The following is a 23,879-nucleotide window of genomic DNA, read 5'->3' on the forward strand; positions in this document are numbered from 1 at the left end:
CATGGAAACGCTGCTGGAAGTGCGCAACCTGACCAAAACCTACCGCTATCGCACCGGGCTGTTCCGCCGCCAGCATGTGGAGGCGGTCAAGTCAGTCAGTTTTACCCTGCGTGAGGGCCAGACACTGGCGATCATCGGTGAAAACGGCTCGGGTAAGTCAACCTTGGCGAAGATGCTTTCCGGTATGGTGGAACCCTCCTCGGGTGAGGTACTGATTGACGACCATCCGCTGGTCTATGGCGATTACCGCTACCGTAGCCAGCGTATCCGCATGATTTTCCAGGATCCGAGCACCTCGCTCAACCCACGTCAGCGCATCGGTCAGTTGCTTGATGCACCGCTACGTTTGAATACCGATCTGGAAGCCGCAGAGCGCGAGGTGCGGATCAATCAGACCCTGCGCCAGGTGGGGATGTTGCCGGACCACGCTTATTATTACCCGCATATGCTGGCCTCTGGGCAGAAACAACGTGTCGCGCTAGCACGGGCGTTGATCCTGCAACCCAAGGTGATTGTTGCCGACGAGGCGCTAGCATCGTTGGATATGTCGATGCGTTCGCAGATCATCAACCTAATGCTGGAGCTCCAGGAAAAGCATGGCATTGCCTATATTTATGTGACTCAGCATCTGGGGATGATGAAGCATATCAGCGACCAGGTGATGGTGATGCATGAAGGGGAAATCGTGGAGCGCGGCAGCACCGCCGAAGTGCTGGCCGCACCGCTGCATGACCTCACCAAGCGGCTGATCGCCAGCCACTTTGGCGAAGCGCTCACTGCCGATGCCTGGCGACGTGACGGCGGCAGGTTTTAATTTCGCTGACATCCTCCGGGCGCGCAACTGCGCCCGTTTCCCACCTACCAGCTCGTCAGCATCGGTTGTTAGCGTTAATCTGCACCTGCTTAACCAGGAATAATTAACGCTCAGGCAGACTAAACCAATCACTCATCATACAGTAAAATAAAAACATTATTTCATTCATTTTAGGTGGGAATTATTTCCGCCCCTCACAAACATTACCGGTACTTTCTTAATTTATATCAAGAAGCATCCAATTGATTATAAAGTCAGTCTGTTATTATAATATCAGCGCTTAGGAAATTGATTAAATATCAGTAAGCACAGATTTACTCTCATTAATTACCATAAGGATATACTGTGAAAAAGCTCAATACCTCGGAAGCGTCAAACATTGTCGGTGGCCATCAATACATTTGCACTACTCACTATGAACAATGGGGTCCAGGGAAATGTTTCCGCGTAGAGCATTGTAAAGACAAGTTCGGTTATGGCGAAGATATTGCACATAGTCGTGTCAGTTGCGAAAACCCAAAATAATGGTTTCTGCTGGGTACGGATCTCGTGCCATCACTACACTCCTGATATTATAATAATTTACTTTTAATAATTTGATTAGTTCTCTTCAACTTCCATCAAGGATATGTTGTGAAAAAACTCAATACCTCAAAAGCGTCAAAGATTATTGGTGGCGCTAACTATATTTGTATCACTCATGATGTAGCCTATACATCAGAACTTTGTTATCGCGTAAAGACGTGCAAAGACAAGAACGGTAATACTAGAGATCTTACTCGCATCGCTATTATTTGCCAAAATCCGTGATAATTGGCAGTGGGTGGCTCTAATCTAAAGTCATCACTTCCTTGGCACGGCATAGTTATGCCGTGCCGTTATGCACATCGTCAAGGCCACATAATTCCTGTAAACGCTTAATTACTAGCCATGTTCTAGGGCATCGATAGTCGAAGCTCGGGGGATGGCATCTTGGCACTCATCTACCCTACCGCAATATATTTTATTCCTTTACGTTATTAATTAGCACTTAACATTATTTTATCTCGCCAATCGAATCGGTGAGGATATCCGCTACGTTGAGCCATGCAAACAACAGGATATCGCGCTGATGAACAACGCCCACCCCCAACGCTTCTCGCAACTGATGCTTATCCTTGCCGCCGGTTTCGCTATTTATGGTCATGGCCTATGCGGCCATGACTGACGCCTGCTCCGTGGTTTTTTTACCCTGCCGCCGTTGCCAACTGTAACGGTGGCTTGTTGTATTGATGAAGGATTTTATCCGATGGAACATCGCCTAACCCCTTTCCAGTGGTACCACGAAACCCAGCGTAGTTCTGGCGACAGTTCTCCACTCGAGCCTGCCGCTGCAAGCCTAAGGGAACGTTTTTTGTTAGGCCTGGGCACGTTTAGCGACGAGGGATTGAATGCCGCCCTCAGCCATCGCATTGACGTTTTTACTGCATCTTCGGCCTGCTATCCGGTACTGTTCCCCGATCGAGTCAACGTTTCGCGTGAAGTGACATTGTCACCTTACGATCGCCTGTCGACGGCCTTGACGGTGGCACAGGTCACTGGCGTGCAATCGCTTTGTAGCCATTACGCCGCTCGCCTCGCCCCTCTGGACAGCCCGGATGCCTCACGAGAAAGTAATGTCCGTCTGGCACAAATCACCCAATACGCCCGCCAACTCGCCAGCCAACCTACTCTGATTTGCTCCAAGGCTATACAACAGCTCGGCGAAGTTGGCCTGAGCACGCAAGATATTGTGACCTTTTCGCAAATCATCGGTTTCGTTAGCTATCAGGCACGGGTGGTCGCTGGTATTGCCGCGCTGGCAGGCAGGCCCGCCGTGGTGTTACCCGGTTTTCCTCAAATCGAAGATGCCGAACCGGCGGGATTTTCCTGTACGGAACGGTCATGGCAAACTCGCCTGCCGGAGATCGTTGTCGAGCAGGCCCAAGCTAGGCAGCTCGACATTCTGGACCAAAGCCACCCGGACGCCCGCAGCGAGTCTTATTACCTGCTGTTGGCCCACGACGCGCCAGCTCTACATGAGCGCAATGCGGTATTTAACAACATTACCCGCCACGCTGATGGGCTATCTCCACGCCTGAAGGCTTTGGTTGCCCTGGTGACATCACGTATTAATGGCAGCCATTACTGTGCAGCCACGCTAGCCCATAACATTGCCGATCGGGAGTTGGCACGAGCATTAGTGGCTGGGATTGATCACGCACTTGAGGTGGCCGACGATCCGGTAACCGCTGCCGTGATAGGCGTGACGGCCGAACTGACGCGAACGCCTGAGAAATTCACGGCACAAAGCGTGCAGCCGCTGTTCAACGGCGGGCTGGATCGGTCGCAGGCATTGGACGTGATTTTAACCAGCGCGCTGTACGCCTGGGAAAACCGGCTGCGTTACAGTCTTGGCGATACGGTGGCAGCCGATTTAGCGCAATAACCATGCCTGAGCCGCATCAAAAAAGTGCTGTGCCAGCGGCGTGGCCCTTGCTGGCTCGGCGATTACCAAGGCGGCATGACGAGACATCGGCGCAATGGCAACACTGCGCCGTTGCAGTTGCGGCATCATTTCCATCTGCAAGTTACCGCCGGGGAACAACCCGCACCCCAAGCCGACAAAAATCCCCTGTAACAGTTGGAAGATCGAGGTGGTTTCCATCCGGGTATGCAGCGTCAAGCCCGCCTCACGAAACTGTTGATCCAGATAACGACGGAAGTAACGCGTCGGCTCTGCCAGGCATAATGGCAACTCCGCCACGGTTGCCAGCGTTAGTGGACTTTCCCCCACCAGCTCGGGGAAATGCTGCGGATGAAATACCAGGTCGATACCGCTGTCAGCCAAAGACTGCGACTGAAAATGCAGCTCCTTGAGCGTTGGCAGCTCAAAGAAACCAATGCCGATATCCACCGTGTGCGCAGTTAGCGCTTCCAGCAACTGATCGGCGCTCAATACCGCTACGCGATAGTCTAACTGCGGGTAACGCTCGCTGACCGCCTTTAACATCTGCGCTAACGAAATGCTGCACTGGGGCACGGTGCCGATACGCAACGTCCCGTTCAGCCCGTGTTTAAGCGATTCCACTTCCAGCTTCAGCCCCTGGTAAACGGAAACAATTTCCCGCGCCCAAGCCAAGACCCTCTCGCCTTCGGCAGTGAAGCCTTCAAAGTTGTTGCCACGGTTGATCAACGAGACCCCGAGCTCTTTTTCCAGGTTTTTCAGCCGCATGGATAGGGTCGGCTGGCTGACAAAGCTGGCCTCAGCGGCACGGCCAAAGTGGCGTTCCCGCTCAAGATTACACAGGTAGATCAGTTGCTTAATATCCATGTATTGGCTCGGAAAATGATTTCTGCGTGAAGTATATCATTTGCTACGGCCTTGCTGGCAGTTGCGATAAGTGTCGTCTATCCCATCATTGCTCTATTCGATTAGACGCCAAGGCCTCACGCCCCTAGACTTGCCACATAAATACTCAAAATGCTTAAAAAGGCATTTACCTTTTAGCTACATTAATCACCTGCGAAGAAAATCATGAAATTTAAACCGTCAATCAAGCCTTATCGCGGCGCGGCGGGCGGCTGGGGCTCATTGGAAGCCACCACCCGCTATGTGTTCGATAGCAAACAGGCGCTGAAAAATCTGCGCAACCTGATGCGCGTTAACAAAGCGCGCGGTTTTGACTGCCCCGGCTGCGCCTGGGGCGATGACAACCACAGCACCTTCAGCTTCTGCGAGAACGGGGCCAAGGCGGTCAGTTGGGAGGCAACCCGCAATGCGGTTGAACCGGCATTCTTTGCTGCCCACAGCGTCAGCACCCTGCGCGAGCAGAGCGACTACTTTCTGGAGTATCAAGGCCGTTTGACGCACCCGATGCGCTACGACGCCAAGACCGATCGCTATCAGCCCATCACCTGGCCGGATGCCCTAAAACTGATCGCCAGCCATATCCAGGCAATGGATAACCCCAACCAGATTGAGCTGTACACCTCAGGGCGCGCCAGCAATGAAGCCTCCTACCTTTATCAGCTGTTTGGTCGGATGCTGGGCACCAGCAACTTCCCGGATTGTTCCAATATGTGCCACGAAGCCAGTGGCGTTGGCCTCAAGCAGAGCATCGGCGTCGGTAAAGGCACCATCCGTATGGATGACTTCGAACAGGCCGATGCGATTTTTGTGTTTGGCCAAAATCCCGGTACCAACCATCCACGCATGCTGCACAGCCTGAAACACGCGGCCAGCCGCGGCGCGCGCATCGTCAGTTTCAATACCCTACGCGAACGCGGGTTGGAACGGTTTGCCGATCCACAAAACCCGATCCAGATGCTGACACCTAAGTCCTCCCCCATCAGTTCGGCCTACTTCCAGCCCAACCTGGGTGGCGATATGGCGGCGGTGCGCGGCATGGTGAAGGCGCTACTGGAAACCCACCGCCAGCGGTTAGCCGCCAACGAGACAGGGTTGTTCGATCAGTCGTTTATCGATTGGCATTGCGTGGGCATCGAAGATTATCTGGCTCAGGTGGATGCCACCTCATGGCAACAGATCACCACGCAATCCGGGTTGAGTGAATCCCAACTGCGCCATGCGGCCACGATTTACCAAGGCGCAGAGCGTGTTATCTGCACCTGGGCGATGGGCGTCACACAGCATAAGCATTCCGTACCGACGGTGCGCGAGATCACCAACCTGCAGTTGTTGTTCGGCCAGTTAGGCAAGCCAGGCGCGGGCCTGTGCCCGGTACGCGGCCACAGCAACGTGCAAGGCAACCGCACCATGGGCATCGATGAGAAAGCGCCCAAGGCGCTGCTGGATAGCCTGGAGCAACACTTTGGCTTTAGCCCCCGCCGCGAGATGGGCCACAATACGGTCGAAGCCATTGAAGCGATGCTGCGTGGTGAGGTCAAGGTGCTGATTGCGCTGGGAGGTAATCTGGCAGCAGCAGCTCCGGATACCGAGCGTACCGCTCAAGCCCTGCGCCGCTGTGACTTGACGGTGCATATCAGCACCAAGCTGAACCGCAGCCATCTGATCACCGGCAAAGACGCACTGATCCTGCCGACGCTGGGGCGTACCGAACTGGATATGCAGGCCAGCGGCCCGCAATACATCACGGTGGAGGACTCATTCAGCATGGTGCACGCCTCTGAAGGCATCGGCAAACCGCTGGCAGATACCCAGCGTTCTGAAACTGCGATTGTCTGCGGCATTGCCGACGCGGTACTGGGCAACCAACAGCTGGACTGGTTGGAGCTGGCCGACGATTATTCACTGATCCGCCAGCATATTCAGGCCACCATTCCCGGTTTTGACGATTTTAACCAACGTTGCGAGCTACCTGGGGGGTTCTATCTGGGCAACGCCGCTGCCGAATTGCGCTTTGCAACTCAGAGCGGCAAAGCCGAGTTCTGTGCCGCTCCGCTACCCGATACGTTGTTCCCGCAAATCGGGGCGGAAAAAGCGCCGTTCGTGCTGCAAACCCTGCGTTCACACGATCAGTACAACACCACCATCTATGGACTGGACGATCGCTATCGTGGCGTTTACGGCCAGCGCGAGGTGCTGTTTATTCATCCGGAAGATTTGGCCGATCTTGGCCTGCAGGATGGGGAGTTGGTGGAAATCGAAACCTTATGGAACGATGGCATAACCAGAAAGGTCAGCGGCTTCAAGCTGGTTAGCTACGATATCCCACGCGGTAATCTGGCGGCCTACTATCCAGAAACCAACCCGCTGGTGCCGCTGGCCAGTTTTGGTGATGGCACCGGCACGCCGACTTCCAAATCGGTTCCCGTCGCCATCCGCCGCTGCGCTCAACCCCCTACGTTGCGTATTGTTTAGTCTATTAAGAGAAGCTCTAGATATTCAGTCTCAACCCTACTTCATCAGGTGGTTGAGACTGAGAATGTTCACTTTTAAATGGCAACAATAGCTAGCTCTCAGGGAATGCATTCACGCCGGTAAGCTTGGCCGTGAAAGACCATAATTTTAATGCCTCTGCAGGATCAATCGCATATTCGCAAACGCCTACAAATGGCTCATCATAATCAGACGCCAGACCGGCTACATCGCAATCCTCGCAATAAAGCCCTCCGAGGCCGTCCAGCAAAGGACTTGTTGCAGCCCAAATCTCAGTGGCAGCCCCTTGGGCTGGGGATTTAAAGCTGGGATCGATGGGGTTACCCTCCAAATCTAGCCAACCTTCCCCGATCATTTCCTCATTTGTCAGGTGACGCTGCAGTGGGGTAAATATTTTACCCGGGTGCAGTGAGAAAGCGTGAATATCCCGACTTTTACCATAATTATCCAGTTGAAGCGCAAATAGAATATTGGCCGTTTTTGACTGACCATATGCGAGCCATTTGTCGTAACCTTTAGTAAACTGAATATCGTCCCATCGGATGGGTGAATTATGATGGCCAGCGGATGAAACGCAAACCACTCTGCCGCCGGGACGTATGTTATTCCAAATAAGATTTACCAGAACATAGTGTCCAACGTGGTTGGTTGCAAACTGGCATTCCCACCCCGGGCCGACTCGACGTTCTGGACAGGCCATAATACCTGCATTGCAAATGACATAGTCAAAGGCATAGCCGTTAGCAGCAATGATAGAGGCCAGATTTCTAACCGATAAAAGGTCTGAAAGCTCGATCGGCAATAGTGTAATATTGGCAAGCTCATTTAGCGCTTTTGCGGCGCTCTCGACGTTGCGAGCAGCAACAAAAACGTGCACACCTGCGGAAGAAAGCGCTTTTGTCGCTTCCAAACCCAAGCCTGAGTGCCCGCCTGTAATTAGCGCCGTCTTACCCTTGAGATTAAGACCGGAAAGAACATCAACAGCGTTGGTTAACTTACCGAACCCTGATTGGATTGATTCTTGTACTCTCATGATCCCCCCTTACCCTTAGTAGTCTGATGAAGGTAACACCCAAGGCCTTTGCACTACGGCTTTTTCTTGCGGACTGCATAATTATCGCGAGCCATCGTCGGAAAAGCGTGACGTTTGGCTTGCCCGCAAGGAGTGATTCGCGTAAAACTGTCAGCCGCAAATCTTGCCACTCACAACCCATTCACTGGACGATATGTTTCAAGATAACCCGCTGCTGGCGCAGCTTAAACAGCAACTTCACTCTCAAACCCCGCGTGTTGAAGGCGTAGTAAAAGGGACTGAGAAAGGTTTTGGCTTTTTAGAAGTCGACGGGCAGAAAAGTTACTTCATTCCGCCGCCGTACATGAAAAAAGTCATGCATGGGGATCGTATCGTCGCCACCCTGCATACCGAAAAAGAGCGCGAAATCGCTGAACCGGAAACCCTGGTTGAGCCTTTCCTGTCGCGCTTTGTTGGCCGGGTGCAGAAAAAAGACGATCGCCTGTCGATTATCCCCGATCATCCGTTGCTGAAAGACGCGATCCCATGCCGTCCGGCGCGTGAAGTGACCCATAATTTCCAGGCCGGTGACTGGGCCGTCGCAGAAATGCGCCGTCATCCGCTGAAAGGCGATCGCACTTTCAATGCCGATCTGACCCAGTTCATCACCGACGGTGAAGATCACTTCGCGCCGTGGTGGGTCACGCTGGCTCGTCATAATCTTGAAAAAGAAGCGCCAGACATGGTCGCGATCTCCGAACAAGAGACCGCTCTGGTCCGTGAGGACCTGACCGCACTGGACTTCGTCACCATCGATAGCGCCAGCACCGAAGATATGGACGATGCGCTGCACGTGCAAGACAACGGTGACGGCTCGCTGTTGTTGACCATCGCCATTGCCGATCCTACCGCCTATGTCGAGCAAGGCAGCAATCTGGATGAAATCGCCCGCAAGCGCGCGTTCACCAACTACCTGCCGGGCTTCAATATTCCGATGTTGCCGCGCGATCTGTCCGACAACCTGTGCTCGCTGCGCCCGAATGAACGCCGCTCGGTGCTGGCTTGCCGCGTGACTATCGCCGCAGACGGTGCGCTGGGCAACGATATCCATTTCTTCGCAGCCGAAATCGAGTCCAAAGCCAAACTGGTTTATGACGAGGTATCTGACTGGCTGGACGGCATCGCTGGCTGGCAGCCACCGAGCGAGAGCATCGCACAGCAGATCACCTTGCTTAAACAGGTTTGCGATGCACGCAGCGCCTGGCGCCATCAGCATGCGCTGGTATTCAAGGATCGCCCGGACTACCGCTTTGTCCTCGGCGAGAAAGGCGAAGTGCTGGACATCGTTACCGAACAGCGTCGCACCGCCAACCGTATTGTTGAAGAATGCATGATCGCTGCCAACGTCTGTGCCGCCCTGGTGCTGCGCGATCGTTTGGGCTTTGGCATCTATAACGTGCATAACGGCTTTGATCCGGCCCTGGTTGAGCAAGCGGTCACCGTATTGCAGGCCAACGGCGTTGAAGCCGATGCCGAGAAGCTGCTGACCCTGGAAGGATTCTGCGAACTGCGCCGTCACCTCGACTCGCAGCCAACCCAGTTCCTGGACAGCCGTATCCGCCGCTTCCAGACCTTTGCCGAGATCAGCACCACGCCTGGCCCGCACTTCGGTCTGGGGCTGGAGGCATATGCCACCTGGACCTCTCCGATCCGTAAGTATGGCGATATGGTCAACCATCGTCTGCTGAAAGCCATTATCAGCGAGCAAGCGGCGGAAAAACCGCAGGACGACGTCACCGTACAGTTGGCCGAACGTCGCCGTTTGAACCGCATGGCTGAGCGCGACGTTGGTGACTGGTTGTATGCCCGTTTCCTCAAGGATAAGGCCGGAACCGATGAGCGCTTCAACGCCGAGATCATCGACGTTACCCGTGGCGGCCTGCGCGTACGCCTGCTGGACAACGGCGCGATGGCCTTTATCCCTGCCCCGTTCATCCACGCGGTTCGCGACGAGATGGTGTGTAGCCAAGAGACCGGCACCGTGCAGGTGAAGGGTGAAGTGGTTTATCGCCAGAGCGATAGTTTGCAGGTGAACATTGCCGAAGTGCGCATGGAAACCCGCAGCGTGATAGCCAGGCCCGTAGCCTAACGTTATCTCGTTCGATCAAGGCGATACTTCGGTATCGCCTTTTTTTATGCCCGCACCTACCTATTCTGCCCCCGCATGGCACGCTTCTTTCAGCAAACTCCAACTGAGCTCACATTTCTGATCCGACCAGCCACCGTCCGCGTTTAAACCTCCTACGTTTAATGAGTCGTTAACTTTTTGACGTACTCACAAACTAAAAAAATCACCTTTCTACCTCTGCACAACAAGGAGTTGCGGAACATGAAAAACGTCAAGTCAGCCATCATCTGGCTCGCGGTGGCGCTGGTCGGTGCCTTCGCTTTCGGCATGCTGGCTTTGAGCCGCGGAGAGCACGTCAACGCTGTCTGGCTAGTGGTGGCTTCCGTCGCCTGCTACAGCATTGCCTACCGCTTCTATAGCCGGTTTATTGCCAAGAACGTCTTTGAACTCGATGACCGTCGGTTAACGCCAGCGGAGCGCCATAACGATGGCCTGGACTACGTACCCACCAACAAATGGGTGCTGTTTGGTCACCACTTTGCCGCCATTGCCGGTGCTGGCCCGCTGGTAGGACCGATCCTGGCGGCGCAGATGGGCTTCCTGCCTGGCACCATCTGGATATTGGTTGGGGTGATGCTGGCTGGTGCGGTGCAAGATTTCCTGATCCTGTTTATCTCCACCCGCCGCGACGGACGCTCGCTGGGGGAAATGGCCAAGCAGGAGTTGGGTGCCTTTGCCGGTGTGGTAACCATGCTGGGGGCACTTGGGGTGATGATCATCATCCTCTCGGCGCTGGCGTTGGTGGTCGTTAAAGCGCTGGCAGACAGCCCTTGGGGTCTGTTCACCATTGCTGCCACCATCCCGATTGCGCTGTTTATGGGCGTTTACATGCGCTTTATCCGTCCGGGCAAGATTGCCGAGGTTTCGCTGATCGGCTTTGTGCTGATGATGATGGCGATCATCTACGGTGGCAACATCGCCATGCACCCATACTGGGGGCCGTTCTTTACCCTGCACGGCACCACCCTGACCTGGGTGCTGGTGATTTATGGTTTTGTCGCCTCGGTGTTGCCGGTGTGGTTGCTGCTGGCTCCGCGTGACTATCTTTCTACCTTCTTGAAAATCGGTGTGATCGTGGGGCTGGCGGTGGGCATTGTGTTCGCGATGCCGGAAATGAGAATGCCAGCGGTGTCACGCTTTATCGATGGCAGCGGCCCGGTGTTTGCCGGTTCACTGTTCCCGTTCCTGTTTATTACCATTGCCTGTGGCGCAATCTCCGGGTTCCATGCCCTGGTCTCCAGTGGCACCACGCCGAAGCTGGTTGAGCGTGAGAGCCATATCCGCTTCATCGGCTACGGCGGCATGCTGATGGAATCCTTCGTGGCCATCATGGCGCTGATTTGCGCTTCGGTGATCGACCCAGGCGTCTACTTTGCCATGAACTCACCGGCAGCGCTGATCGGCACCACGGTGGAAAGTGCTTCACAGGCAATTAACAGCTGGGGCTTTATGGTCACCCCGGAAACGCTGACGCAGATTGCCCATGATGTGGGCGAGAAGTCGGTGCTGTCCAGAGCCGGTGGCGCGCCAACCTTTGCCGTTGGCATGGCACATATCATCAGCGAGGTGTTTAACAGCCGCGCGATGATGGCCTTCTGGTATCACTTTGCCATCCTGTTTGAAGCCCTGTTTATCCTCACTGCGGTGGATGCGGGCACCCGCGCCTGTCGCTTTATGGTGCAGGATCTGGTTGGCGTAGCCATTCCACGGCTGGCGAACAACCGCTCCTGGTTCGGTAACCTGGCTGGCACTACCGTGGCCGTGGCCGGTTGGGGCTTCTTCGTTTATCAAGGCGTCGTGGATCCGTTAGGTGGGATCAATACGCTGTGGCCGCTGTTCGGCATTGGTAACCAGATGTTGGCTTCAATGGCGCTGATCCTGGGCACCGTGGTGCTGTTCAAAATGAAGAAACAGCGTTACGCCTGGGTGACCATTCTGCCGACCATCTGGCTGTTTATCACCTCAATGACGGCGGGCTGGCAGAAGATTTTCCATGAGAAACCGAGCATCGGCTTCCTGGCGCAGGCGAAGAAATTCTCTGCCGGGATTGAATCGAACACGGTTATCGCCCCGGCCAAATCCATTGCGGATATGCAGACCATCGTGTTTGCCAATCAGATTAACGCCGCGTTGTGCGCCTTCTTTATGCTGGTTGCGGTGACGATGCTGGTTTCGGCCTTCTTCGTGGTGCGCCGGGCGTTGAGTTCCAAAACGCCTACGGTACGTGAAAGCACGATTGTACTGCGTGAGGAAACCGGGCGTATCTAACTGAACGGGCGCTCTACAGGATGAGCCGGTGAAACTGGCTCATCGAATCCCTACAAGGGCGGCCAGGTGCCGCCCTTTTCAATGCATTTTAGCTTATCAGCGTCGTGCCGAAAGCTCCCTGCCAATCCTGTTCAAACTTCTCTACCGCCGCCTGAACCGCCGGGGTAGAAATAAACTGTTCTGCCACGTCCACCGGTAAAGTGATCGACTGACAGCCCGCCAACAGACACTCCAACGCCTGACGTGGCGTTTTGAAGCTGGCCGCCAGCACCTTGGCGTGAGGAGCATGCAGCGATAACAGCTGTTGCAGCTCGTGCACCATTTCAACGCCGTCGCCACCCTGTGCGTCCAGACGGTTAACGTAAGGTGCCACATACTCTGCCCCGGCCAACGCAGCCAGCAGCCCCTGACCAGCGCCATAAACGGCGGTACCCAAGGTAGGGATCGACATGGATTTCAGCTTCTTGATTGCCGCCAGCCCCTCTGCGGTGGTGGGGATCTTCACTACCAGGCCCGGCACGCGTTGACTCAGCAGGACGGCTTCGGCAACCATACGTTCCGCGTCGTTGGCCATCACCTGGGCAAACAGCTTGCCGGTGCCGCCTAACGCATCACGCAAGGCCGGCAGAACCTCCCAGATCGGCTTGCCTTCTTTGGCAACAATGCTTGGGTTGGTGGTCACGCCGTGCAGCGGCAAGACGCGCGCCAAACGTTTCACTGCGCTGACGTCGGCAGTATCGAGATACAGTTCCATAACCTTCTCCTGATTCTTTTGTGGGCAGATTCAAACTCTGAACATAATAAGCGAAAAAAGCCGCCATCATTTGATTAAAATCAAATCAACTTTCATTCGAAACCTATTTAATTTACGTAAGAAGATTTAGACTTCACAGGTGACGAATGCTTTTCAATCTACAGCGCTACTCAACACATGACGGCCCAGGCATCCGCAGCGTGGTGTTCCTTAAGGGCTGCTCACTTGGCTGCCGCTGGTGCCAGAACCCGGAAAGCCGTTCGCGCCAGCAGGAGCTGCTGTTTGATGAGCGCCTGTGTCTGGCGGCCTGTACCCTGTGCAGTGAGAGTTGCCCGCACGCTATCACCCGCGTTGACGACAACACCCTAACCCTGCAACGTTCGTTACTGACTGCCGCCGATTATGACGCATTAAACGGCTGTTGCCCAACCGGCGCGCTGAGCGTCTGCGGCACGGCGCTCGACCTTGATGCGGTGATGGCCGAAGTGATGCGCGATAAGCCTTACTATCTGCGTACCGGCGGAGGCCTGACGCTGTCCGGCGGTGAACCGTTCATGCAGCCAGAGGTTGCGGCTGAACTGCTCAAACGCGGGCGCGAGGCCGGTATCCATACCGCCGTAGAATCTTGCCTGCATACGCCTTGGTCCTATATCGAGCCATCTCTGCCCTGGCTAGACCTGATGCTGGCGGATCTGAAACACGTCGACCCAGTTCGCTTCAAGCAATGGACCGAAGGCTCCGCCAAACGGGTGATGGATAACTTCCGCCGTTTGGCCGCCGCTGGCACTCAGATCACCGTGCGGGTGCCGTTAATCCCCGAATTTAACGCCGATCGCGACTCGATCCGCGCCATTACCGACTTTGCCGCCGATGAGATCGGCGTCAAAGAGATCCATTTTTTACCGTACCACACGCTGGGGATGAATAAATACCATCTGCTTGGCGCGCCTTATTACGCTTCCCGTACCCCACTAGACGACCCCGAACTGCTGGCCTATGCCGAAGATTACGCCAGCGTCAAAGGTCTGACCGCCATTTTGCGAGGATAACACCATGACAACGCTGGATCTGACTACCCTGACCGAACGCACGCTAGCGCACAAGAACGCGCTGATCCATATCGTCAAGCCACCGGTCTGTACCGAACGCGCCCAGCACTACACCGAAACTTACCAGCAGCATCAGGATAAACCGCTGCCGGTAAGGCGTGCCATGGCGCTGGCTAACCACTTGGCCAAACGGAGCATCTGGATCAAGAATGATGAGCTGATTATCGGTAACCAGGCTAGCCAGCTACGCGCCGCGCCGATCTTCCCGGAATACACCGTCAGTTGGATCGAAAGCGAAATTGACGAGTTGGCCGATCGCCCCGGCGCTGGCTTCTCCGTCAGCGAACAGGATAAAAAGGTATTGCATACCCTGTGCCCATGGTGGCGTGGTCAGACCGTGCAGGATCGCTGCTACGGTATGTTCACCGATGAGCAAAAAGCCCTGCTGGCTACCGGGATCATCAAGGCCGAAGGCAACATGACGTCTGGCGATGCGCACCTGGCGGTCAACTTCCCGCTGTTGCTGGAAAAAGGTCTGGACGGCCTGCGTGAGAAAGTGTCTGAGCGCCGTGAACGCCTGCACCTGACGGACTGGGACGACCTGCATAAGGAACAGTTCCTCAAGGCTATCGACATCTCGCTAGACGCTCTCAGCGAGCATATCCTGCGCTTTGCCCAGTTGGCTCGTGAAATGGCCCAGGAAGAGCAACGCATCTGGCGGCGTGAAGAGCTGTTGACCATGGCAGCCAACTGCGAACTGATCGCTCATCAACCACCACAGACCTTCTGGCAGGCGCTGCAACTGTGTTACTTCATTCAGCTGTTCCTGCAGATCGAATCTAACGGCCACTCGGTGTCCTTTGGCCGCCTCGACCAATATCTGTATCCTTGGTATCGCCGTGACGTGGAGTTGGAGCAAAGCCTGCCGCGCGAAAAAGCCATCGAGATGCTGCACAGCTGCTGGTTGAAACTGCTGGAAGTGAACAAGATCCGCTCCGGCTCGCACTCCAAAGCTTCCGCCGGTAGCCCGCTGTATCAGAACGTTACCATCGGCGGCCAGAAGCTGGTCAATGGCCAACCTTGTGACGCCGTCAACCCACTCTCTTACACCATTCTGGAATCCTGTGGCCGTCTGCGTTCTACGCAGCCCAACCTCAGCGTGCGCTATCACGCCGGGATCAGTAATGATTTCCTTGACGCCTGCGTGCAGGTGATCCGCTGCGGCTTTGGCATGCCGGCGTTTAACAACGATGAGATCGTGATCCCCGAGTTTATCAAGCTGGGTGTCGAACCGCAGGATGCCTACGATTATGCCGCTATCGGCTGTATCGAAACCGCCGTTGGTGGCAAATGGGGCTATCGCTGTACCGGGATGAGCTTTATCAACTTTGCCCGCGTGATGTTGGCAGCACTGGAGCAAGGGCGCGACGCCACCTCCGGCAAGATTTTCCTACCGCAGGAGTTGGGGCTGTCTCAGGGCAACTTTAGCCAGTTTGACCAGGTGCTGGATGCCTGGGATACACAGATCCGCTATTACACCCGCAAATCGATAGAGATTGAGTGCGTAGTCGATACCGTACTGGAAGAAAATGCCCACGACATTGTGTGCTCGGCCTTGGTGGATGATTGCATCGAGCGCGGTAAGAGTGTCAAACAAGGCGGTGCGAAATATGACTGGGTATCCGGTCTGCAGGTCGGGATCGCCAACCTGGGTAACAGCCTGGAAGCGGTACGCAAGCTGGTGTTCGATCAGGGGATCATTGGTCAGCAACAGTTGGCTCAGGCCCTTGCTAACGACTTTGCTGGCCTGGACGGCGAGCAGTTACGCCAACGCTTGATCAATGCGGCGCCAAAATACGGCAACGACGTGGATGATGTCGATCAGCTGCTGGTACGTGCCTATCAGACCTATATCGACGAACTGAAGCAGTATCACAACACCCGCTTTGGCCGTGGCCCGATCGGAGGTACCTACTATGCGGGCACCTCCTCCATTTCGGCCAACGTCCCGTTTGGTGCTGCCACCATGGCTACTCCAGACGGCCGTAAAGCGCATACGCCATTGGCAGAAGGGGCTAGCCCGGCCTCCGGCACCGACCATCTAGGCCCAACGGCGGTGTTCAACTCGCTGAGCAAACTGCCCACCGAGTCGATTCTGGGTGGCGTGTTGCTGAACCAGAAGCTGAACCCGTCCACGCTGGAGAACCCGCGTGATCGCGAAAAACTGATGCTGATGCTGCGCACTTTCTTCGAGGCTTACCATGGCTGGCACGTGCAGTATAATATTGTGTCACGGGAAACGCTGCTGGCCGCGAAGCAACATCCTGACCAATATCGCGATTTAGTGGTACGCGTAGCTGGATATTCTGCCTTCTTTACCGCATTATCCCCAGATGCGCAGGATGACATTATCGCGCGTACCGAACATACTCTTTAATCAGTGAATCGTTGCGGTCACCCTTTGGTGGCCGCCTATCAGGCTGCTATGAATTCAAGACAACAAACCATTTTGCAGTTGGTGAATGACCGCAGGCGCATCAGCGTTGGCGAGTTGGCGCGCGCCTCTGGCGTTTCTGAGGTGACGATCCGCCAGGATCTCAATCTGTTGGAAAAGCGCAGCTATCTGAAACGCGTTCACGGTTCTGCCGTTGCGCTGGAAAGCGACGACGTTGATGCCCGCATGATGTCCAACTTCACGCTTAAGCAGAAGCTGGCACAATATGCTGCATCGCTGGTCAACGATGGCGAAACCATCTTTATCGAGAGCGGTAGTGCCAACGCCTTACTGGCCCGCTATCTGGCCGAGCGCAAGCGCGTCACGCTGATCACCGTCAGCCATTACATCGCCCATCTGCTTAAAGAGACCGACTGCGATGTGATCGTACTCGGCGGCATGTATCAGAAGAAGAGTGAAACCGTGGTTGGCCCGTTAACCCGCATGTGTATCCAACAGGTGCACTTCAGCAAGGCGTTTATCGGGGTGGATGGCTATCACGCGGAAACTGGCTTCACCGGCCGCGATATGATGCGTGCCGACGTGGTCAATGCGGTGTTAGCCAAAGGCGTAGAGAACATAGTGCTGACCGACTCGTCAAAATTTGGTCAGATCCAACCTAATCCATTGGAGCCAATGAGCCAGATTGGGCGGGTGATCACCGATTCACGTATCGCCAACGACTACCAGCAATTGCTCAAACGCCAAGGTATCAAGTTGGATCTGGTTAACGAATAACGGCTGCGGGGCCGTTCGGCCCCGTGGTGAGGTTACTGCCCGTAGTAAGCATGCGCACCATGCTTGCGCAGATAGTGCTTGTCCAGCAGGGTCTGCTGCATATTGCCGAGACCTGGCGCTAACTGGCGCGAGAAGATCCCCATATAGGCCAACTCTTCCAACACGACGGCGTTATGCACCGCGCTGTCAGCATCTTTACCCCAGGCAAATGGACCGTGGGAATGCACCAGCACCGCAGGTATCTGGGCAGCATCCAACCCGCGCTCTTTGAAAGTTTCGACGATCACCTGCCCGGTTTCCCATTCATAACGGCCGTTGATCTCTTCGTCCCGCATTAGCCTAGTGCAGGGAATATCACCATAGAAGTAGTCTGCATGTGTCGTTCCCCAGGCGGGGATGGCTAATCCGGCCTGTGCCCAAATGGTGGCATGGCGCGAGTGGGTGTGAACGATCCCACCCGCGGCAGCAAAGTTCAGGTACAGCACCCGGTGGGTATCCGTATCGGAAGAAGGCTTTTTACTCCCCTCCACCACCTTGCCGCTCTCCAGTTCCACCACCACCATATCCTCACGGGTCATGGCATCATACTCAACGCCGGAAGGTTTGATCACCATCAGCCCCTGCTGGCGGTCTACGGCGCTGACATTGCCCCAGGTAAAGGTCACCAGATGATGGCGCGGAAGTTGAAGGTTGGCTTCCAGCACCTGTTGTTTCAGTTCGTTGAGCATGATCTTGTCCTTGTGGCTTGGTCTGCGACTATTGTCAGCAGGTGAGCTACAAGCCGGTATGGGATAGATCGCTAAATACCACGTAGAGTTCTGCTGGATACACCAAGATGTGCGGCGGTGGATTCGGAATAATCGCCTGCCGAGCCGGGCTAAATTAAGACTATTTCCCTATTTATCCCGCACTAGACATTTATACTGAATTAAGGCGAAAAAACCGCCCTGATTTTTTTATTGCCCTGTTTTGTGCAATAAATGCCATTTTTTATTTCAAGGTTGTCTGGAAGGCTGCGTCAGGCCAGTTTGCTGATTACTGCCTATACTTAAGCTGTACTATGCCAGCAAAGTAGTTCCATATAGCCGATGCTAAGGAGAACTCATTATGATCATTAATCAACGTTTTGCCACCGCCGCCGTGGTGATTACCCTGGCCCTGTCGCTGAGTGCCTGTTCGAATATGTCTAAACGTGACCGCAACACGGCGATTGGTGCTGGTGCAGGTGCGGTAGGCGGTGCAGTACTGACCGACGGAAGCGCACTGGGAACCCTGGGTGGGGCCGCCGTTGGTGGCATCATCGGTCACCAGGTAGGAAAATAAGCCACGGCTTGCTGATACCTCTGCCGATAGGCTGACAAAAGCGTTCACGCTTTGACGTCTAATTGAAAAAAATCTTTCAGGTCTATTTTTACGTTTATCATTTCGATGAATGCAGCCGCAGTGACACACTGCGGCATATTTCATTTAGCTGCTCAACCGCCTGCCAGCTTAACCTTCATGCCCTTGGCTTCCAGCAATTGCTTAAGCAGGTCGCGTTTGTCGCCCTGGATCTCGATCACGCCATCCTTCACCGAGCCACCACAGCCGCATTTCTTTTTCAGTTCGGCAGCCAGTTTATCCAGTGCCGCATCATCCAGATCGACACCGGTGATCAGGCAAACCCCCTTGCCTTTTCTGCCGCTGGTCTGGCGTTGAATACGTACGATGCCATCGCCTTTGGCGCGCTCTGGCTTGGCTTCTTCCTGCTTGATACGCCCGCTGTCGGTGGAGTACACCAGGCGGCTATTATCATCATTCATGTTGGGTTCCTTAAGCCAGTGAGGCTCGAATAGCGCTGAGCGCTGCCGCTGGATCGGCGGATTGCGTAATTGGGCGGCCGATCACCATATAATCAACTCCGGCGGCCAAAGCCTGCACCGGCGTCATCACACGGCGCTGATCGCCTGCGGCACTGCCTTCCGGGCGAATACCTGGGGTAACCAGTTGGAATTGGTTGCCACAGGCAGCTTTCAGGCGTGAAGCTTCCTGTGCAGAACAGACCACGCCGTCCAGGCCACAGTCGCGCGTCAGGCGAGCCAATCTTTCCGCCTGCTCTGCCGGGCTGAGTTCGATACCAATGGCGCGCAGATCTTCCGCCTCCATGCTGGTGAGAACGGTGACGGCAATCAATAGCGGTGCATCCGCGCCATAAGGCAGCAGCGCCTCTTTGGCAGCGTTCATCATGCGAGCACCACCGCTGGCATGTACGTTCACCATCCATACGCCCAACTCCGCCGCAGCGGCTACGGCATGCGCCGTGGTGTTAGGAATATCGTGGAATTTCAAATCAAGGAACACCTCAAATCCACGCTGATGCAGATCGCGCACAATCTCAGGCCCGAACAGGGTGAACATCTCTTTACCCACTTTTAGCCGGCAATCTTGCGGATCGATGCGGTCAGCAAAGGCCAATGCGGCGGAACGGTCGGCGTAATCCAATGCCACGATGATGGGCGATGATTTTAAGTCATTGTTATTTGAGTTATTTTCAGACTTCATAGCTTCTACCTTGTGTGAAATGGATATGTTGAGTGAGCCGCCAGCAAAACTGACCGCCGCATTCTACATGCCAGACAGCGGAAATCCCAGTCAAGCAACCCGTTGCCGTTACGTAATGTTAACGCAGCGTTGGTCATCGACTGTCAATAACACCCTGCGCCCTTACCCCAGGGTGAGTAAAACGCGGTAAAGAAGCGTAAATTCTTAATCAAATAATTTGATTAACATGCTCAAGCCTATCCGATTTCATCCGTTTATAAATGCTTTATCATTCAACACATCGAAAGCGGAAACACTTTCACCCTCAAAACCAAATTGGAGATACTCATGAAAGGCATCAAATATTTTGCAGCAGCTACCGTTCTGGCCCTAACCTCATTTGCCAGCGTTGCCGCTGAGCCGGTCAGCCAGCAACAGGCACAGAGCCTGACCGAAGTTGGCGTAGTTTCTGCCGGTGGCGTTACCACCCTGAGCAGCCTGGAAGCCAAGCTGGCGGCCAAAGCCGAAGCCCAAGGCGCTAGCAGCTACCGCATTGTCGCCGCCGGTGGCAACAACATGCTGCACGGCAACGCGGTCATCTATAAATAAGTTCGAACCCCCCTCTAGATTATCTGAACGGGCGCTGCATTCGGCGCCCATCCCCTACGACACAACAGCCCACATGTTTTTATTCTGGTACCAACTTGCGGCAGACATTCAGTACCAATTGCCGCAACCAGCGATGAGCCGGATCCGCCTCTGAGCGGGGGTGCCACAGCTGCGATATCGTAATCGCCCTGGTGGTTACCGGCAGTTCAAAAGCCCAGAGTGTCCCTACGCCCCCATCAATATTGGCCACCGGTTGATTGATCAAGAATGAGGCAGGCACCAACGCCACCAAATCGGACTCCTGAGTTACGGCCAAGGCTGCCGGGAAACTCGGCACCACGGCGGCAATGTTGCGCCGCAAACCTAGTTCAGCCAATGCTTCGTCTACCGGCCCGTCGGTGCGCTCCCGCCGGGAAGCGACAACATGGCCCAACGCGGCATACTGGCTGGCCGTCACCTCTGGTTCCTGCGTCAGCGGATGCCCCGCTCTTACCACACCCACGAAGCGATCCCTGAACAACGCCTGCAATCGTATTTCCGGCCCCATGATCCCCAAGACGCCAATCTCAAGATCGACCAGACCTTCACGCAGATGCTTTGAGGTTTTCTCTGGTTTGGTCGAAAAGCGCAGGCGCACCAAAGGCGCTGCCTTCGCCGCTGCCGCAATCAGTGAAGCTCCAAATGCCTCCACAAACCCCTCATTGGCACGAATGATAAAGGTTCGTTCCAGCGTGGCGAGGTTCAATTCTGTGGCCGAAGGGCGCAGCACCGAACGCGCCGCAAATACGGCATTTTGCGTACGTTCCCGAAGCTCTTCGGCATAAGGCGTCAGCACCATGTGGCGGCCAGCGCGCACCAACAAGGGATCTTCGGTAACGGTGCGTAACCGGGTGAGCGTGCGGCTCATGGCCGAAGCGCTGAGGCCAAGACGACGCGCAGCACCAGCCACGCTAACTTCAGCAAGCAGCGCATCAAGGGCGATAAGTAAATTAAGATCGGGTTCAGTCATGGCTCATAGTAGCTCGACCAGAAAAATGAGGAAAGCGTGGCGCGTTTGTGTAGCCCACTTATGTTACAAAATTATTAAATTTTTATTACGCACTAGACAGATCTGCACGGCTGACTTAGCTTGATGGTAACCTCCCGCGTAAAAGGCAGCAAAATGAGCGAGATATCGACACTTACCATTAAGATCCCTCTGGCACTGAAAGAGCAAATCAAGGCAATGGCCTTGGAGAACCAGCTTTCATTGAGTGCAGAGGTGTGCCAACGGCTGGAGCATAGCTTCGAAGTCCCGGCCAAAGCCAGCAAGAAAGCGGCTCCGCTGCATCATGACGATATCGATAATCAGGGTACCGAAGAGGAGGTTGAACAACCTCTTAGCCAGAAAGAGCTGAAGAAGCTGCGCCAACTGCTGAAAGGCGGCGCGAAAAGCGGCAAGAAGAAATAAGGCTAATTGAATTTGTGGGCGATGGGCATTAACTCAGTGCCATGCCCCTCACCCTAACCCTCTCCCACAGGGAGAGGGAACCGATCGAGTAAACCTGAAAATTCGGTGATGCACCTTGGATTAGGTGGGCGATCGAGTTAGGTGAGATTACCTCCTTACTTCCAAAAAGCAGGGGCTAATAGCTCCCTCTCCCTGCGGGACATCGGTCGAGTAAACCTGAAAATTCGGTGATGCACCTTGGATTAGGTGGGCGATCGAGTTGGGTGAGATTACCTCCTTACTTCCAAAAAAGCAGGGGCTAATAGCTCCCTCTCCCTTTGGGACATCGGTCGAGTAAACCTGATAATTCGGTGATGCACCTTGGATTAGGTGGGTGATCGAGTTGGTTGAGATTACCTCCTTACTTCCAAAAAGCAGGGGCTAATAGCTCCCTCTCCCTTTGGGAGAGGGTTGGGGTGAGGGGAAATTATTGTCCGTCCAGCCCGCGTATCGGTTTAACCGAAGACCAGGCCCGGCACGAAGGACAATGCCAGTAAAGTGAATGGGCGGTAAAACCGCATTTGTGGCAGCGGTAGCGCGGTTTGGTACGGATCTGCTCGCCCACCATATCCCGTAGCAACAGCAGGCTTTCTTTGGCGCGCCCGTCTTCTGCATCTGCCAGATGATAATCCATCAGGCGATAAAACACGCGCATGGTCGGATGGCGCTGCAACTGGCGATTGATGTACACCTGCACCACATCGCTCCCTTCCCGCTGCTCGATCACTTCCGCCAGCATCAATTCCGCCGTGGCACCGGTATTCTCCGCCACACAACGTTTGAGGAAGTCTGCCCAATCTTGCTGTTGTTGAGGCAAGTGCTGGTAGCATTCCTGCAGCATCGGTAACGCTTCGCTGACCAGCTCCTTGTCTTGATCCAATACGCGCGTCAGGGTTTCTACCGCCTTGGCATACTCCTCTTGCGCCATGAAGATACGCCCAACCATGATCGACACGCGAGCGCACTGTTTATCCGCCGAGGCCGCGCGCTTGAGCAGGCCCATCGCCTTGTCCAGATCGTCGCTGCCCATCGCCTGCAGGGCCAGCTCACAATAAAAATGCGCGATCTCGACGCGCTGCTTTTCCTTACCCAGCTTGACCAGCTTTTCTGCCACTTCGATGGCTTTCTGCCAGTCGCTGGTGGCCTGATGGATCACCAGTAATTGCTGCAGCGCGGAAATACGGAAGTCTTCTTCATTGATTAACTGGCTGAACATGTCCTCGGCGCGGTCATACAACCCGGCGGCCATATAGTCACGCCCCAGTTGCTGTATCGCCAGCAGGCGCTGTTCGAAGGTTAGAGAAGCGCTTTCCATCAAGGCCTGATGGATGCGGATGGCGCGATCGACCTCACCACGAGAACGGAACAGATTGCCCAACGTCAGATGGGCTTCAACGGTATTGCTGTCCTCTTTCAACATGTCGAGAAACAGATCGACCGCTTTATCCTGTTGGTTGGAAAGCAGGAAGTTAACCCCAGCCACGTATTCACGCGACAGGCGGTTGGCTTCCTGTTGTTTATCCTGCTGAGCACTTCTGCGCCCCATGTACCAACCGTACGCGGCAGCTACAGGCAGCAACAGAAACAGCAGCTCTAACATAACAGATTATTCCTTGCTGACTGCGGGCAACGGTGCCGGCTCGACAGGTGCTTCGAGCTGCAGTTCCAGCCTTTTGATTTTCCGCTCTGCACGCCCAAGAGCGATGCGTGTGCGCAGATAAAATAACCCACAAATAATCCACCCCAACACAAAGCCAGCACCAAACAGGGTGGCCAACAGGGTAGATACAGGATATTCGCCCTGAGCAACCAAATAGTTAAACGTCACCACCTGGTCGTTATGCGCGCCCAGCGTGACTGAAGCCACGAAAATCACCAGAACCAGTAAAAAAATCAGTAAATATTTCACATTCTTTCCCGCAATGCCGAGTGAATCGGATGAACTCTACCCTCAAGGCCACAAACCGGAACCCAATACAGGGTTTGCCGCCCACGGGTAATTGCCGCTAAGTGGCGTCCCTATGACTTAAGTTAGCATTTCCCATCGTAGCAGGGAAACCCTG

General features: G+C 54.8%; 21 protein-coding genes. 11 read left to right on the forward strand and 10 right to left on the reverse strand.

Features of this window, described 5'->3' with window-relative positions:
- Window position 1 precedes the first annotated feature (1 nt).
- On the forward strand, window positions 2-814 hold the full coding sequence (sapF, locus tag WN53_RS21895) for a putrescine export ABC transporter ATP-binding protein SapF (RefSeq protein WP_046808282.1): 813 nt from the start codon (window positions 2-4) through the stop codon (window positions 812-814).
- Window positions 815-1,850: 1,036 nt separating this feature from the next.
- On the opposite strand, the gene WN53_RS28735 is transcribed toward sapF, so the two are convergent.
- A complete protein-coding gene (locus WN53_RS28735) occupies window positions 1,851-2,000 on the reverse strand; it encodes a hypothetical protein (RefSeq protein WP_158645292.1) in 150 nt (49 codons plus the stop codon).
- A gap of 102 nt (window positions 2,001-2,102) precedes the next feature.
- On the opposite strand from WN53_RS28735, the gene WN53_RS21900 reads away from it, so the two are divergent.
- Window positions 2,103-3,281 (forward strand): CMD domain-containing protein, encoded by a 1,179-nt coding sequence (locus tag WN53_RS21900; protein WP_046808283.1) that lies wholly within the window; start codon window positions 2,103-2,105, stop codon window positions 3,279-3,281.
- Here WN53_RS21900 and WN53_RS21905 read toward each other — a convergent pair.
- Window positions 3,270-4,166 carry a LysR family transcriptional regulator gene (locus WN53_RS21905; protein ID WP_046808284.1) on the reverse strand — a complete coding sequence of 299 codons (897 nt, stop codon included), beginning with the start codon at window positions 4,164-4,166 and terminating at the stop codon, window positions 3,270-3,272. The genes WN53_RS21900 and WN53_RS21905 overlap by 12 nt on opposite strands.
- Before the next feature lie 204 nt (window positions 4,167-4,370).
- On the opposite strand from WN53_RS21905, the gene WN53_RS21910 reads away from it, so the two are divergent.
- Complete coding sequence (locus tag WN53_RS21910) at window positions 4,371-6,677, forward strand: FdhF/YdeP family oxidoreductase (RefSeq protein ID WP_024486892.1); 2,307 nt, start codon at window positions 4,371-4,373, stop codon at window positions 6,675-6,677.
- Window positions 6,678-6,768: 91 nt separating this feature from the next.
- On the opposite strand, the gene WN53_RS21915 is transcribed toward WN53_RS21910, so the two are convergent.
- Entirely contained in the window at window positions 6,769-7,728 is a 960-nt protein-coding gene (locus WN53_RS21915) for an SDR family NAD(P)-dependent oxidoreductase (RefSeq protein WP_024486893.1), read from the reverse strand.
- A 193-nt stretch (window positions 7,729-7,921) separates the two neighbouring features.
- On the opposite strand from WN53_RS21915, the gene WN53_RS21920 reads away from it, so the two are divergent.
- Window positions 7,922-9,856, forward strand: a complete 1,935-nt coding sequence (locus WN53_RS21920; protein ID WP_046808504.1) for an exoribonuclease II — start codon at window positions 7,922-7,924, stop codon at window positions 9,854-9,856.
- A 240-nt stretch (window positions 9,857-10,096) separates the two neighbouring features.
- Window positions 10,097-12,163 carry a carbon starvation CstA family protein gene (locus WN53_RS21925; RefSeq protein WP_024486517.1) on the forward strand — a complete coding sequence of 689 codons (2,067 nt, stop codon included), beginning with the start codon at window positions 10,097-10,099 and terminating at the stop codon, window positions 12,161-12,163.
- Between the two features lie 88 nt (window positions 12,164-12,251).
- Here the strand turns inward: WN53_RS21925 and fsa are convergent, their stop codons facing one another.
- Window positions 12,252-12,917, reverse strand: coding sequence for a fructose-6-phosphate aldolase (gene fsa, locus WN53_RS21930; protein WP_021806558.1), 666 nt, complete (start codon window positions 12,915-12,917; stop codon window positions 12,252-12,254).
- A 146-nt stretch (window positions 12,918-13,063) separates the two neighbouring features.
- Between fsa and WN53_RS21935 the strand changes: the two genes are divergently transcribed.
- From WN53_RS21935 to WN53_RS21945, 3 genes are read left to right on the forward strand one after another with little or no spacing between them, the layout of a single operon-like run.
- Window positions 13,064-13,966 carry a glycyl-radical enzyme activating protein gene (locus WN53_RS21935; protein ID WP_024486516.1) on the forward strand — a complete coding sequence of 301 codons (903 nt, stop codon included), beginning with the start codon at window positions 13,064-13,066 and terminating at the stop codon, window positions 13,964-13,966.
- Window positions 13,967-13,970: 4 nt separating this feature from the next.
- A complete protein-coding gene (locus WN53_RS21940) occupies window positions 13,971-16,403 on the forward strand; it encodes a formate C-acetyltransferase/glycerol dehydratase family glycyl radical enzyme (protein WP_024486515.1) in 2,433 nt (810 codons plus the stop codon).
- 48 nt (window positions 16,404-16,451) lie between these two features.
- The gene (locus tag WN53_RS21945; protein WP_024486514.1) at window positions 16,452-17,198 is read left to right on the forward strand and encodes a DeoR/GlpR family DNA-binding transcription regulator; all 747 of its coding nucleotides are present in this window, start codon (window positions 16,452-16,454) and stop codon (window positions 17,196-17,198) included.
- A 32-nt stretch (window positions 17,199-17,230) separates the two neighbouring features.
- On the opposite strand, the gene araD is transcribed toward WN53_RS21945, so the two are convergent.
- A complete protein-coding gene (gene araD / locus WN53_RS21950; protein WP_046808285.1) occupies window positions 17,231-17,926 on the reverse strand; it encodes an L-ribulose-5-phosphate 4-epimerase in 696 nt (231 codons plus the stop codon).
- 376 nt (window positions 17,927-18,302) lie between these two features.
- On the opposite strand from araD, the gene osmB reads away from it, so the two are divergent.
- A complete protein-coding gene (gene osmB, locus WN53_RS21955) occupies window positions 18,303-18,521 on the forward strand; it encodes an osmotically-inducible lipoprotein OsmB (RefSeq protein WP_024487131.1) in 219 nt (72 codons plus the stop codon).
- Window positions 18,522-18,673: 152 nt separating this feature from the next.
- Here osmB and yciH read toward each other — a convergent pair whose 3' ends face one another.
- Both yciH and pyrF read right to left on the reverse strand, forming a co-directional pair.
- The gene (gene yciH, locus WN53_RS21960) at window positions 18,674-19,000 is read right to left on the reverse strand and encodes a stress response translation initiation inhibitor YciH (protein WP_024529279.1); all 327 of its coding nucleotides are present in this window, start codon (window positions 18,998-19,000) and stop codon (window positions 18,674-18,676) included.
- A gap of 10 nt (window positions 19,001-19,010) precedes the next feature.
- The gene (pyrF, locus tag WN53_RS21965; RefSeq protein WP_024487003.1) at window positions 19,011-19,739 is read right to left on the reverse strand and encodes an orotidine-5'-phosphate decarboxylase; all 729 of its coding nucleotides are present in this window, start codon (window positions 19,737-19,739) and stop codon (window positions 19,011-19,013) included.
- Between the two features lie 327 nt (window positions 19,740-20,066).
- Here pyrF and bhsA point away from each other — a divergent pair, with 327 nt between their 5' ends.
- Window positions 20,067-20,327, forward strand: a complete 261-nt coding sequence (gene bhsA, locus WN53_RS21970; RefSeq protein WP_024487004.1) for a multiple stress resistance protein BhsA — start codon at window positions 20,067-20,069, stop codon at window positions 20,325-20,327.
- 79 nt (window positions 20,328-20,406) lie between these two features.
- Here the strand turns inward: bhsA and WN53_RS21975 are convergent, their stop codons facing one another.
- Window positions 20,407-21,336 carry a LysR family transcriptional regulator gene (locus WN53_RS21975; RefSeq protein ID WP_024487005.1) on the reverse strand — a complete coding sequence of 310 codons (930 nt, stop codon included), beginning with the start codon at window positions 21,334-21,336 and terminating at the stop codon, window positions 20,407-20,409.
- Between the two features lie 153 nt (window positions 21,337-21,489).
- Between WN53_RS21975 and WN53_RS21980 the strand changes: the two genes are divergently transcribed.
- Complete coding sequence (locus WN53_RS21980) at window positions 21,490-21,777, forward strand: Arc family DNA-binding protein (RefSeq protein ID WP_024487006.1); 288 nt, start codon at window positions 21,490-21,492, stop codon at window positions 21,775-21,777.
- A 466-nt stretch (window positions 21,778-22,243) separates the two neighbouring features.
- Here the strand turns inward: WN53_RS21980 and lapB are convergent, their stop codons facing one another.
- A complete protein-coding gene (gene lapB, locus WN53_RS21985) occupies window positions 22,244-23,416 on the reverse strand; it encodes a lipopolysaccharide assembly protein LapB (protein WP_046808286.1) in 1,173 nt (390 codons plus the stop codon).
- A gap of 6 nt (window positions 23,417-23,422) precedes the next feature.
- On the reverse strand, window positions 23,423-23,725 hold the full coding sequence (locus WN53_RS21990; RefSeq protein WP_024486501.1) for a LapA family protein: 303 nt from the start codon (window positions 23,723-23,725) through the stop codon (window positions 23,423-23,425).
- Window positions 23,726-23,879: the final 154 nt, after the last annotated feature.

Origin of the sequence: Serratia fonticola (assembly GCF_001006005.1) — a bacterium.
Lineage (GTDB): Bacteria > Pseudomonadota > Gammaproteobacteria > Enterobacterales > Enterobacteriaceae > Chania > Chania fonticola.